Source organism: Verrucosispora sp. SN26_14.1, from assembly GCF_004307965.1.
In the GTDB taxonomy this organism is placed as follows: domain Bacteria; phylum Actinomycetota; class Actinomycetes; order Mycobacteriales; family Micromonosporaceae; genus Micromonospora.
The window spans coordinates 1-12,753 of the sequence record NZ_SISL01000149.1 but is presented as its reverse complement, the minus strand read 5'-3'; the positions used below and the strand labels follow the sequence as shown (position 1 = coordinate 12,753).

The window sequence follows — 12,753 nt, the reverse complement described above, 5'->3', positions numbered from 1 at the left end:
CCCGGCGGCAGAAGCCGGCGATGATGGCCGCCGCCGCCCGCGCCGGTCTGCGGGTGCCGCTCGGCACGCAGATCCGCAGCATCGAGGAACTCGACGACTGGCTGGCCGCGACGCGGGTGCTCCCGGTCGTGGTGAAGCCCGCCGCCAGCGCCGGTTCCGAGGGGGTGCACTTCTGCGCGGACGGCACCGAGGCCCGGTCGGCGGCGGGCAAGCTGCTCGGATCGGCCAACGCGATGGCCCAGGTCAACGACGCGCTACTGGTGCAGGAGCAGTTGGTCGGTCAGCAGTACTTCGTCAACAGCGTGAGTCTCGACGGCCGGCACCACGTCCACGAGATCTGGCGCGACGACCGGATCTTCGTCGACGGACGGCCGGTGTACGACCGGCAGGTCCTGTTGAACGGCACCGGCGATCTCCAGGACCAGGTGCGGATCTTCGTCGAACGGGTGCTGGACGCGCTCGGCGTGCACGACGGCCCGGCGCATACCGAACTCTTCGTCGACGACCGTGGACCGGTGCTGATCGAGTCCGGCGCCCGCCTCGAAGGAGGCGTCACGCCGGACGGGCCGACGCAGGCGACCGGGGAGAGTCAGCTCTCGCTGACCGTCGAGCGGTACGCCGTACCGGAGCGCTTCCGCCGCCGTCTCGGCAGCGGGTACCACCGCCACCGCGCCCTGATGGTGGTCTGCCTGGTGGCCCCCTACGACGGTCTGATCGCCGACGGTGCCGCCGACCGCCTGGCCGAGATCCCCTCGGTGCTCTGCGGGTCGGCGTTGAATCTGCTTCCGGACACTCCGGTGCACCGGACCGTCGACCTGTTCACCTCACCCGGACATCTCTATCTGATCGCCGAGGATCCGAGTCGTCTGGAGGAGGATTACCAGCGTATTCGTGCTCTCGAACAGGATGCTCTCTACCGGCACAGGTAGGGGCCGATCTTCGTTGAGTGGACGGATATCCTGTGCGCTGATCTCCTGAATGAGGAACAGATGGACGAGTTCACCTATCGCGACGGCACGCTGCACTGTGAAGGGGTCCCGCTGACCTCGGTGGCCGAGCGTTTCGGCACACCCACCTACGTCTATTCGGCGAGCACCCTGATCGATCACTACCGTCGCTTCGCGAAGGCGTTCGACGCGGTCAACCCGCTGGTCTGTTTCTCGGCGAAGGCGCTGAGCAACGTGCACCTGCTCCGGCTGCTCGGTCGGGAGGGCGCCGGGGTCGACGCGGTCAGCGGCGGCGAACTGCACCGGGCGATGCTGGCGGGCGTCGACCCGGAGCGCACGGTGCTCGCCGGGGTCGGCAAGTCGGAGGCCGAGCTGCGCGAGGCGGTCGTCCGCAACATCCGCTGCATCAACGTCGAGTCCGAGGCCGAGGTGGAGCTGCTGTCCCGCATCGCCCGGCAGGAGGGCCGGCGTCCCCGGCTGGCGATCCGGGTCAACCCGGACGTGGCACCGGACGAGCGGACCCCGGCGCGGACGACCACCGGCACCCGGGGCGGCAAGTTCGGCGTGGACATCGACCGCGCCGCCGCGCTGTTCGCGCAGGCCGCCGCCGACGAGGCGCTGCGCATCGAGGGCTTCCACGTCCACCTGGGCAGCCCGATCTTCGACCCGCAGGTGTACGCCACCGCGCTCGACCGGCTGATGGCCCTGGTGGCCCAGCTCGAACAGGCCGGGCACCGCATCACCACGCTCAACCTGGGTGGTGGTTTCCCCGCCGAGTACGTGGACCGCACCGCACCGAGCTGGGACGACTTCGCCGAGGCGATCATTCCCCGGCTGACCGGGTTCGCCCGCCTCGGCGGTCAGGTGATCTTCGAGCCGGGTCGGACCATCGCCGCCAACGCCGGTGTCCTGGTCAGCACCGTCCGCTACCTGAAGCAGGCCGGTGAGCGGCAGCTCGTGGTGCTCGACGCGGGCATGACGCACCTGGCCCGAGCGGCGATGTACGACAGCTACCACTTCATGTGGCCGGTCCAGCCCCCCGCCGACGCCACGCCGGTCTCCCGGGACGTGTCCGGCCTGGCCGGGCTGACCTCGTACGACGTGGTGGGGCCGATCTGCGAGTCCAGCGACTACCTGGCGCGGGGTCGCTCGCTGCCCGAGCTGGAGCCCGGCGCACACTTCGCCATCTTCACCGCCGGGGCGTACGGCATGACGATGACCAGCAACTACAACAGCCAGCAGCGGCCCGCCGAAGTGCTGGTGCACGGCGACCAGGTGACGTTGATCCGCCGTCGGGAGACCTACGACGACCTGGTGGCCCTCGAACTGTTCGACGACGGCGACCACCAGGGGAGTTGATGGACGACCTGTCGGTCATCACCCGACGTTCGGTCACCGAGATCGGCGAGGACGTGTGGAACGGCCTCGCCGCCGGTGACGGCTTCTACCTCGGCTACCCGTGGGTCGCCTGGTCGGAGACCGACAGGTCGTTCGACACCACCTACCTGGTCGTGCAGGACGCGGCGGGCATCCCGCTGGCGGCGGTGGCCACCTATCTGTGGCACGGCGCGAGCGTGCCGTCGATGAACCTGGCCTACAGCCCGAGCCACATGGCCGAGGAGAACCTCGGGCGGTCGCTGTCGCCCGAGGAGCACGCGGCCTTCCTGCCGGTGCTGCTGGTGGGCTCGCGGGCCGGCTACCACGGCGCGGTGGCGATCACCGACGACCTCACCGACGACCGGCGCGACGCGGTGCTGACCGCCCTCTTCACCGAGGTGGAGGCGCTGGCCGCACGGCTCGGCGCGGCCAGCGTCGCGCTGCTCTACACACCGGTGGCGAACGTCGCGGCGTACCGGGCCGCGTGGACGCGGGCGGTAGGCCCGGACGGTCCGCCGCCGGTGGCCGCGCCGCTGTCGGCCGAGGCGGTGCTGCCGGTGCACGTCGGCGAGGACTCCGCCGCGACGGCCGGACGCCGCGAGTGGCGACGGGAACGCCGCCGGTACGAGGCCGCCGTCGACCGGGTGGCGACGGTGCCGCTCTCCGCCTGCGTGGACGTGATCGCCCCGCTGCTCGGCGCGACGCAGCGCAAGTACGGCGGGCCGGACACGGACGCCGACATGCACGCCTACTTCGCCTCGCAGGTGCCGGCGCTCGACGCGTACAGCCACGTGCTCCTGGAGTACGCGGGCGACACGGTGGTCGGGTTCAGCCTCAACTACCTGTGGACCGACGGGGTGTACGTCCGCGCCGCCGGGTTCGCCGAGGGGGCGGCGCCCTACTCGTACTTCAACCTCAGCATGTACCGGCCCCGGGAGTTGGCGGCGGAACGCGGCCTGGGTCAGGTCCACCTCGGCGCCGGCACGTACGGCGCCAAACGCGCCCGGGGCGCCGAACCGCGCTGGACGGCCGGTCTGGTCCGGCCACCGGCCGACCTCTCCGCCGAACTCGTGCGTTCCTTCGCGTCGCCCGGCTCGGACCATCAGCAGGCGGTACGCGTGTGGGGCGACGGCACACCCCCTCAACCCCCTCGGGCACCGGAGAGGTGACACATGCGCTACCGCAGGTTCGGTCGACTGGACTGGCAGGTCAGCGAGGTCTCGTACGGCATGTGGGGCGTCGGCGGCGGTCTGCACGGCTGGACCGGCGTCGAGGACGACGAGAAGATCGCCGCTCTCCAGCGGGCCGTGGACCTGGGCTGCAACTTCTTCGACACCGCCTGGGTGTACGGGCGCGGGCACAGCGAGCGGGTGCTGGGTGAACTGGTCCGCGCCAACCCGGGCACCCGGCTGTACGTCGCCACGAAGGTGCCGCCGAAGGACATGAACTGGCCGTCGACGCGTGAGTCCACCCTGGACGACGTCTTCCCGCCGGACCACATCGAGGAGTACGTCCACACGAGTCTCGGCAACCTCGGCCTGGACACCATCGACCTGTTGCAGTTGCACGTCTGGGAGGACTCCTGGGCGGACGACCCACGCTGGCAGCGCACCCTCACCGGGCTGCGCGAGCAGGGCCTGATCGGCGGCATCGGCATCTCGGTCAACCGGTGGGAGTCCTGGAACGGCGTACGCGCGCTGGCCACCGGGCTGGTCGACGCCGTCCAGGTGATCTACAACGTCTTCGACCAGGCTCCCGAGGACGACCTGTTCCCGGCGGCGGCGGAACACGACGTGGCGGTCATCGCCCGGGTGCCGTTCGACGAGGGCACCTTGACCGGCACGCTGACGACGGAGACGACCTGGCCGGAGGGGGACTGGCGCAACTCGTACTTCGTGCCGGAGAACCTCGCCGCCAGCGTCGCCCGGGCCGAGGAGCTGCGCAAGGACCTGCCGACCGGGATGCCGATGCCGGAGGCCGCGCTGCGGTTCATCCTCGCCGAACCCCGGGTCGCCACCGTCATTCCCGGGATGCGCCGGGTCAGCCACGTCGAACGCAACCTCGCGGTCAGCGACGGGCAGCAGCTCGACCCGGCGCTGCGGGAGACCCTGCGCGGCCACCGCTGGTCACGCCAACCCACCTGGTGGTCCCAGTAGCCGAGCCCGCCGACGTCGCCCCGGCCGGGCACCGCGTCGGTGTCGGCCGGGCCGCTCGGCCCGGATGGTGCGGGCGGCGGCCGGGTCAGGCCGGGGAGGGGGTCAGCCGGGTACGCGGACCGGCGCGCAGCACCCCGGAGGGCAGGCGTCGACCGGTCAGCTCCTCGGCCAGTTCGGCCACCTCGATCAGGGCGTCCAGGTCGATGCCGGTGTCGACGCCCATGTCGTGCAGCATGTGCACCGCCTCCTCGGTCGCCAGGTTGCCGCTGGCACCGGGCGCGTAGGGGCAGCCGCCGAGGCCACCCACACTGGCGTCGAACTCCGTGACACCCAGTTCCAGGGCGGTCAGCAGGTTGGCCAACGCGGTGCCCCGGGTGTTGTGGAAGTGCAGCAGCACCGGCACGTCCGCGTCGCGGTCGCGTACGGCGGTCACCAGGTCACGGACGCGTCGGGGCGTACCCATGCCGGTGGTGTCGCCGAACGCGACGCGGTCGGCGCCGTCGCGGACCACGCGCTCGACGATGGCGGCGACGCGGGCCGGGTCGACGTCGCCCTCGTAGGGGCAGCCGAAGCTGGTCGCGATGATCACCTCGGCGGTGGCGTCGGCCCCGTGCAGCAGGTCGATCAGCTCGGCGATGTCGTCCAACGACTCGTCGGTGCCCCGGTTGACGTTGCGGCGGTTGTGCGTGTCGCTGGCCGAGACGACCACCTCGATCTCGGTGAAGCCGGCGGCCAGGGCCCGCTGCGCGCCCTTCGAGTTGGGCACCAGCGCCGAGTAGCGGACCCCGTCCACCTTCGCCGCCCGCTGCCACACCTCGTCGGCGTCGGCCATCTGCGGGATCGCCCGGGGGTGCACGAACGACACCGCTTCGATCCGCCGTACGCCGGTGCGGGAGAGCGCGTCGAGCAGGCGCACCTTGGCCCCGGTCGGGATCGGGTCCTCGTTCTGCAGCCCGTCGCGCGGCCCGACCTCGCGGATGGACACGGACGTCGGCAGCTCCGCCATCACGACATCACCTCACTGTGACACTTATCTGTCGCTGACCACCCAAGCATGTCACGTCGGGTGGTGACCGCCAGGGTCACGAGGTGCCCGTCCAGACGTCCCGGCGGCACCTCGTGACCCGGCGGGGTCAGCGCATCCGGGAGACGATGCCGGTGTCGTAGTCACCGGAGACGAACTCCGGGTTCTCCAGCAACTCGGCGAAGAACGGCAGGTTGTTCTTGGGGCCGGCCAGCTCGAATCCGGCCACCGCCGCGCGGGCCCGGTCGATCGCCTCGGCCCGGGTGGGCGCGTCGACCACGAGCTTGGCCATCAGGCTGTCGTAGAACGGGGTCACGGTGTTGCCGGCGACGTAGCCGGAGTCGACGCGTACCCCGGCGCCGGCCGGCTCCACCCAGGTCCTGACCACGCCCGGTCCGGGCAGGAAACGCTTCGGGTCCTCGGCGTTGATCCGCAGTTCGATGGCGTGCCCGCGCGGCGTCAACGCGTCCGGGTCGAAGGTCGGCGCCAACCCGGCCGCCACCCGGAGCTGCTCCTCGACCAGGTCGAGGCCGTAGACCAACTCGGTGACCGGGTGCTCCACCTGAAGCCGGGTGTTCATCTCCAGGAAGAAGAATTCTTCGGAGGTAGTGCTATCCCCTCTGAGATCCCGCTGACGCGGGACCAACAGGCACTCCACCGTGCCCGCGTTGCGGTACTTCACCGCCTCACCGGCCCGGACCGCCGCCGCCAGCAGGCGGGTACGCAACTCCGGCGAGACCGCCGGTGACGGCGACTCCTCGACCAGCTTCTGGTTGCGGCGCTGCACCGAACACTCGCGCTCGCCCAGCGCCACCACCCGACCGTCGGCCAGTCCGAGGATCTGCACCTCGACGTGACGTACCCGGGGGAAGTAGCGCTCGATCAGCACCGAGCCGTCGCCGAACATCCGCTCGGCGAACGCGCGCACCTTGTCGTACTCGGTGTCCAGCGCGGCCTCGTCAACGGCGACACCCATGCCCATGCCGCCACCGCCCGCAGCGGCCTTCACCATCACCGGGTAGCCGATCTCGGCCGCCGCGGCGCGCGCCGCCGACAGGTCCCCCGCCGGTTCGGTGGTGCCCGGTGCCACCGGCACACCGGCTGCGGCCATCAGGTTCCGCGCATTGATCTTGTCGCCCATCGCGCTGATCGCGTCCGCGTCCGGTCCGACCCAGATCAGACCGGCCGCCTCCACCGCGCGGGCGAAGTCGGCGTTCTCCGACAGGAAGCCGTAGCCGGGGTGGATCGCCTGCGCCCCGGTCGACTCGGCGGCGGCGAGGATGGCCTCGGCGTTGCGGTAACTCTGCGCCGGGTTGGCCGGTCCGACACAGATCGCCTGGTCGGCTTCGGTGACGAACGGCAGGTCGGTGTCGGCCTCCGAGTGCACCGCGATCGCGCGCACCCCAAGCCGCTTGGCGGTACGGATGATCCGGCGGGCTATCTCACCTCGGTTGGCGACCAGCAACGACTCGATCATGCTTCCTCCGCGTTCCATTTTGTGGGACGCGGGCAAGCCAACCACGCCGCCCTGCATGTAAGGAAGGGTCCCCTGCTAACGCCTGCGGTATAGCAGGGGACCCCTCCTAACATCCAGGCCGAAAAGGATGCGAGCTGGTGCGCGAGGGTACGGGTCAGGCCGGGTCGGTCGGGGCGAGCAGAGCGGCCAGGGTGGCGGCGCGCAGCAACTCGGCCCGGCGTCGACGGTCGACCTCACCGCCGAGGAACGGGGTCGAGTTCATCAGGCCGAAGGCGGCGTGCGCCAACACCCGCGCCTCACCGGCCGGCAGGCCGGGGTGCAGCGCGGTCAGCACGGTGACCCACTCCTCGACATAGAGGCGCTGGAGTCGACGGATACGCCGTCGAGGCTCCTCGGGCAGCCGGTCCAGCTCGTGCAGGTGCAACGCGATGACGGCCGGGTTGGCCAACGCGAAGTCGACGTGGAAGTCGATCAGCGACTCCAGGACCGCCCGTGGGTCGCCGGGATGCGCGGCGGACCGCTGTCGACCACCCTCCAGCAAGCCCTCACTCACCGGCACCAGCGCGGCGACCAGCATCGCCTCCTTGCCGGCGAAGTGGTGGTAAAGCGCCGGGCCGGTCACCCCGGCGGCCGCGCCGATGTCGTCCATCGACACGCCGTGGTAGCCACGGGAGGCGAACAGCCCCACCGCGATCTCCAGAATCTCGTCCTTGCGGGACCGGCGCCGTCCCGATCCCGTGGCCCCGCTGCTCCCGCTCCGGGCCTGCTGCTCCACCGTCACCGGGCCAGCGTAGACCCACCGGGGAAGAGACGTGGGCCCTTGGTTACCCGCCAGTCCGACTGCCGGGAAAGGCCCACGAATCCCCAGGTCGTCAGTGGTCGTGGTCCAGGTCGTGCTGCTTGCGCAGGTCGGTCGCCTCCGTCGAGCGACCCAACTCGTCCAACGCGCGGGCGAGCAGCCAGGCGGCCTGGGCCGTCGGCCTCGATCCGGTCGGCAGACCGCCGAGCACCTCGCGCAGGACCGGCTCCGCCTCGGCCGGTCGGCCCTGCCGCAGCAGCAGCTCGCCGCTGAGGATCTCGACCTGCGCCGCCTCGCCGAACGCCTCCACGGACCGCAGCCGGTGCGCGACCCCGGCCAGTCGGTCCAGCGCCTCGCCCTCCCGGTCGTCCCCGGCCAGCACCCGCGCCGCCGTCTCGGCCGCCAACGACACCTCGTAGATCACCGGAGGCTCCTCGGCGGCACCGGCCGTCAACTCGGCGGCGAGCCGGTCGGTCGCCTCGACCGCCCGCAGCGCACTGGCCGTCTCACCGGCCCAGAGGTACGCCGACGCCTCCCGACGACGGGCCCGCAGCTCGTCCAGGTGTTGGCCGGCCAGTTGGTAGGCCGAGGCGGCAGCCGCGAACTTCTGCCCCGCCGCCGCATCCCGGTCGGCCTGATAGAGGATGTCCCCGGCGTCTTCGAGCACCTGCGCCCGGTGCGGGAGGTTGTCCGGCCCGTCGAGGTTCTCGGCGAGCCGGTCCAGCAGAGCCAGCGCCGGGTCGATCTCGCCCAGCCCCTGGTAGATACCGGCCAGCATGTGTCGGGCCGCATCGGCGTCCGCCTGGTGCCCGAGGCGATCCAGACCGGTCACCGCCTCCTCGGCCACCTCCGCCGCGTCGCCGAGCCGCCCGGCTACCCGGTACGCCGTGGCCAACTCCCAGCGCAGGTAGGCGTCACCGGCCTCGCCCCGCTCGACGCAGAGCGCCACCGCCTCGGCGAAGTCCTCCACCGCCTCGTCGGCGCGCTGCGCCGCGATCAGCGCCCGGGCACGGGTCACCCGCGCCGGCAGGAGCAGCGCGTCCCCGGCGTGGGCCAGTGCCTCGTCGCACGCGGCGACCGCCTCAGCCGGATCCTGCGCGACGCGGGCGTGCGCCAGGGCGGCGGTGGCGATCAGCTCCGGGACCCCGGCCTCCTGGGCGAGCCGATGGGCCTGCTCCGCGCCGGCCCGGAAGGCGTCCTCGTCGTCGAGCTGTTCGAGGATGTGTGCCCGGTGCAGCGCGATCCGGGCCGCCAGGAACGGGTCTCCCGCGCCGTCGGCCGCCCGCTCCGAGGCGGCCAGCGCCTCCGGCCAGCGGGCCTGCTGTGCCAGCACGACCGCCAGCCGATCGTGCGCGGCGGCTCGCTGCCGGGCGTCACCGTGCTCGTCGAGGAAACCGGCGGCGGTGTGCGCCAGCGCGTACGCCTCCTCGTCCGGCTCGTCACCCTGCGCCAGCAACGCGCCGAGACGGCTGGCGACGACCTGGGCGCGCGCCGGGTCGGCCAACTCCTCGTACGCCGCCATGGTCGTCCGGTTGACCGTCACCGCACCGGTCAGGTCCCCGGCGTCGACCAGCTCGGCGGCACGCAGTTCGCCCCGGAGGGCACGCTCGCGCGGCGACAGCTCCGCCTCGCCGAAGCGTTCCTCGAAGGCGGCCAGGACGGCACGCATACCGGGGCGGTCGTGCGACGACCAGCGCTGCTCGGCCAGCGCCAGCAACTCGCCCGCGTCCGCCTCGGCGGGTACGACGAACTCCACCGACCGGCGTGGTTCGGGCACCGTGACCTCGCGCGGCGGGACGGCCTCGGACGCCGACCCGGCGGCGGGAGCAGTGCCGGTGGTAGGAGCCGGGCGGGTGGTGGGCACCGGTCGACGCCGCAGGCTCGCGGAGAGGGGCAGGTGGTCACCGACCGGCGTGACGGCCAGTCGCCGGGCGATGCCCTCGGACTGGTTGCTGTTGCCGTTGCGGGTGTCGAACCGGGCGGCGATCCCGGTCGCCGTCTCGGTCAGCTCGGCGGCGAGCGCACTCACCGTCACCTCGTCGGCCGGCCGCTCACCGAAGGCGCGGCGGTGCACCGTCAGCGTCTGGTCGTCCACCTGCCGCAGCGCGGCGGCGGAGGCGGCGGCGAAGTGCATCGCGGCACCCGGCGAGGGGGCCCGGTCCAGCCAGTCCAGGTGCCGCTCGACGATCTCCAGCGCCCGCGCCTCGTTGCCGGTCAGCGTGCAGAACTCGATGTGCTCGCTGACGTCCCACAGGTCGGCGATGCTGCCCCGGTGCCGGCGGTACGCCTCCCGGTGCGCGTTGCGCGCCTCGTCGTGCCGACCACTGTGCAGGTATGCCGGCAGTAGCGCGGTGAGGATCCCCTGCGGCTGCTCGGTGCAGCTCAGCCGCCCACTGAGCACCGGCTCGGCCAGCGCCACGGCCTCGTCGTGACGGCCGGTGCGGCTCAGGTGGTTGACCTGCGTGGTCGGGTCGCAGCCCGCGCAGTCGGAGAGCTGGTCACGAGGCGTGGTCAGCCACTTGCGGTACCACTCCTCGGCCTGCTCACGGTCACCCAGGTGGTCGGCCACCCGGTAGCGGTACTTGTACACGGCCTGGAGGCTGTGCCCACCCTCGCGGTAGCGCCGCTCCATGTCGTCGAGCACCGCGTGGGTGCGGTCCAACGGCACCTCGGGGAAGTTCAGCATCCCGTTGACCATGTGCTTGAAGTGCCAGAGCAGGTGTTGGGCGTACCGCTCGTGGTAGGGCTGCGGGTCCCTGTCGAACTGCGCCAGACACCAGGCGAAGACGACGAACGACTTGGCCGGCTCGCCACCGTAGATGTACGTGGTGATGCCCTGGATGCGGACCGCGAAGGCGAGGTGCCGGTCGTCGGCGGCGTCCGCCCGACGCAGCAGCTGCTCCAGCGCGGCGATCTGCCCGATGCCGTACGGCATCTCGCCGGTCTGGCGCAGCATCCGCCACAGGTCCTCGTCAGCCACGACGTCTCACTCCTGTCCAGGGACGGCCCGACCCAGCAGGCCGAGGAAAGAACTGTTGAGCAGGGCGGCGTCCGCCGCGCGGATGGGGTGGTGCCCGAGCAGCAACGCCTGCCCGTAGAGCGCCTCGACGGCGAGCCCGACCAGCTCCGGGTCACCCAGCGCGGTGATCCGACGCACCAGCGGGTTGCGGTGGTTGAGCACGAGCTGCGGGCGGTCCGCCGGGGCGGAGGCGGCCAACGCGTCGAGTACGCCGCCCCACAGCTCGTCCGCCTTGTCGCGGCTTGCGGCGAGCTGGTCGGTGAACGCGGCCGAGCGGCTGAGCAGGTAGAGCGCCGGGAGCGAGGCCGGATCGTAGGCCCGGATCAGCACCTCGCAGCCGAGCCGTTCCAGGGCCCGGCCGGCGGCGGTGAGGAACGGCCGCAGCGCCAACTCGACGTGCGGTTCGAGGGCGTCGAACCGGGTGGTCAGGTCACTCGGTTCGAGCCGTTCGATGAGGACCGTACGGTCCACCGTGGGCAGTCGCTCGATCAGCTCGCTGTCGTACGTGTAGCCGCCGTTCACCACGGCCAGGTCCTGCGCGGCGGCGACGGCCGCGAGCTGGCGGAACTCGTCCAGGCTGGCGGCGTACCGGACCAGGCCGTAGCGCTGCCGGAACTCGGCCAGGGTGAGCGTGCCGACGTTGGTGTCCATCGGCCACCACTGGTCGACCAGGTTGAGCATCTCGTCGTCGTGCAGGGCGAGCGCCTTCACCCCGAGGTGGTGCACCTGGAGGAACTCGGCCAGCCGGTGCGGCTGGTGCTTGGCGAGCCGGACCAGCCAGCCACGGATCTGCGCGCCGAGCGACTCGCGCGTGCTGGTGAGCAGGGAGTCCTCGTAGAGCGCCTCGCGGCTGGCGGTGGGCCGCAGCTCGCTGGTGTCGATCACGCAGTGCGCGAAGAAGGCCCAGTCCGGCAGCAGGCCGTCGGCGTGCTCGGTCAGCAGCATCCGCTTGAGGTAGACCCGGTGACCGGCCCGGGCGGCCGGATTCACGGCCGTGGGCAGGATGAACGCCACTCCGGTCAGCCCGGCCTCCGGCGCCCGCAGCGGCACCACGTCGAACGGGTCGACGCCGAGCGTCTCGCGGGCGTACGCGATCAGGGCGGCGCGGTCCACGGTCGCACCCGGGCTGGTCGGCCAGGGCGGTTCCCCGGTGGTGGTGACCACGCTGCCGACCCGGACGGTCACCGGCAGCAGGCTGCCGTAGAGGCGGGCCAGCTCGGTGACGGTGGAGGTGGCGTACCACTGGTCGGCGTCGTGGCGCGGCACCAGGGTGACCGTGGTGCCGACCTCGGCACGTGCCTCCTGCGGCGGGGCCAGGCGCACCGCGTAGCGGCCGTCGGCGTAGCCGGTCCAGAGCACGGTGGGGTGGTCGCCGTTGCGGGTGACCACCCGGATCTCGTCGGCGACGAGGAAGCAGGAGAGCAGCCCGATGCCGAACTGGCCGAGGAACTCGTGGCGGGAGAAACCCAGCTCGTCCCGCTTCGAGCTGCGGCCGATGGTGGCCAGCAGCTCGTGCACCTGCTCCTCGGTCAGCCCGATGCCGGTGTCGTGCACCCGCAGGGTGCCGTCGCCGGTCAGCTCGGGCGGCTCGATCCGGACCAGGGCCGGTGCGTCCGGCTCGGCGGCCCGACGTGCGGTGATCGCGTCCACCGCGTTCTGCATCAGCTCGCGGACGTAGACCCGTGGGCTGCCGTAGAGGTGATGACTGAGCAGGTCGACCACGCCACGCAGGTCCACCTGGAAGGTACGGTCCACGCCTTGTCCGCTCCCCGCTCCCGGATGTCGGCGCTCACCGTACCGGTGCGGGCCGACATCCGCGTGCCCGGTTCCTCAGCGAGACCTCGCCGGGTGGGCCACCTTATCGGACGCGCGTTGGTGGAGCCCGGAGAGCCGCAGGGCGACCCGTCGGCGCACCGGCGGCAGCGCCTGTCACCTATACACATCTCCGAGCCCA

Annotated in this window: 10 protein-coding genes; 5 read left to right on the top strand and 5 right to left on the bottom strand. The window is 72.0% G+C overall.

All coding sequences use genetic code 11. The features are described 5' to 3' along the window. The 4 genes from EYA84_RS15230 to EYA84_RS15215 all read left to right on the top strand — a co-directional run. The coding region (locus EYA84_RS15230; protein WP_131053732.1) for an ATP-grasp domain-containing protein at window positions 1-929 on the top strand (929 nt) is incomplete at its 5' end. A gap of 60 nt (window positions 930-989) precedes the next feature. Then, entirely contained in the window at window positions 990-2,306 is a 1,317-nt protein-coding gene (gene lysA / locus EYA84_RS15225) for a diaminopimelate decarboxylase (RefSeq protein WP_131053731.1), read from the top strand. Continuing rightward, entirely contained in the window at window positions 2,306-3,493 is a 1,188-nt protein-coding gene (locus EYA84_RS15220) for a GNAT family N-acetyltransferase (RefSeq protein WP_131053730.1), read from the top strand. Before lysA ends, EYA84_RS15220 begins: the two co-directional genes overlap by 1 nt. 3 nt (window positions 3,494-3,496) lie before the next feature. After that, the gene (locus EYA84_RS15215) at window positions 3,497-4,480 is read left to right on the top strand and encodes an aldo/keto reductase (protein WP_131053729.1); all 984 of its coding nucleotides are present in this window, start codon (window positions 3,497-3,499) and stop codon (window positions 4,478-4,480) included. Between the two features lie 85 nt (window positions 4,481-4,565). Here the strand turns inward: EYA84_RS15215 and EYA84_RS15210 are convergent, their stop codons facing one another. The 5 genes from EYA84_RS15210 to EYA84_RS15190 form a co-directional block, all read right to left on the bottom strand. Then, the gene (locus EYA84_RS15210) at window positions 4,566-5,486 is read right to left on the bottom strand and encodes a hydroxymethylglutaryl-CoA lyase (protein ID WP_131053728.1); all 921 of its coding nucleotides are present in this window, start codon (window positions 5,484-5,486) and stop codon (window positions 4,566-4,568) included. Window positions 5,487-5,613: 127 nt separating this feature from the next. Next, window positions 5,614-6,981 carry an acetyl/propionyl/methylcrotonyl-CoA carboxylase subunit alpha gene (locus EYA84_RS15205; RefSeq protein ID WP_131053727.1) on the bottom strand — a complete coding sequence of 456 codons (1,368 nt, stop codon included), beginning with the start codon at window positions 6,979-6,981 and terminating at the stop codon, window positions 5,614-5,616. 154 nt (window positions 6,982-7,135) lie between these two features. After that, entirely contained in the window at window positions 7,136-7,762 is a 627-nt protein-coding gene (locus EYA84_RS15200; RefSeq protein WP_131053726.1) for a TetR/AcrR family transcriptional regulator, read from the bottom strand. 91 nt (window positions 7,763-7,853) lie between these two features. Next, the gene (locus EYA84_RS15195) at window positions 7,854-10,760 is read right to left on the bottom strand and encodes a hypothetical protein (RefSeq protein ID WP_131053725.1); all 2,907 of its coding nucleotides are present in this window, start codon (window positions 10,758-10,760) and stop codon (window positions 7,854-7,856) included. Between the two features lie 6 nt (window positions 10,761-10,766). Further along, entirely contained in the window at window positions 10,767-12,554 is a 1,788-nt protein-coding gene (locus EYA84_RS15190; RefSeq protein WP_131053724.1) for an HSP90 family protein, read from the bottom strand. A gap of 3 nt (window positions 12,555-12,557) precedes the next feature. Here EYA84_RS15190 and EYA84_RS33475 point away from each other — a divergent pair. After that, window positions 12,558-12,753 (top strand): hypothetical protein (locus tag EYA84_RS33475; RefSeq protein ID WP_236145780.1); only part of this gene is annotated, 196 nt, incomplete at its 3' end.

What these genes read in the sequence shown, in the direction of transcription:
- lysA (WP_131053731.1), top strand. Translation starts at nt 990, where the DNA reads ATGGACGAGTTCACCTATCGCGACGGCACGCTGCACTGTGAAGGGGTC.
- EYA84_RS15220 (WP_131053730.1), top strand. Translation starts at nt 2,306, where the DNA reads ATGGACGACCTGTCGGTCATCACCCGACGTTCGGTCACCGAGATCGGC.
- EYA84_RS15215 (WP_131053729.1), top strand. Translation starts at nt 3,497, where the DNA reads ATGCGCTACCGCAGGTTCGGTCGACTGGACTGGCAGGTCAGCGAGGTC.
- EYA84_RS15210 (WP_131053728.1), bottom strand. Translation starts at nt 5,486, where the DNA reads ATGGCGGAGCTGCCGACGTCCGTGTCCATCCGCGAGGTCGGGCCGCGC.
- EYA84_RS15205 (WP_131053727.1), bottom strand. Translation starts at nt 6,981, where the DNA reads ATGATCGAGTCGTTGCTGGTCGCCAACCGAGGTGAGATAGCCCGCCGG.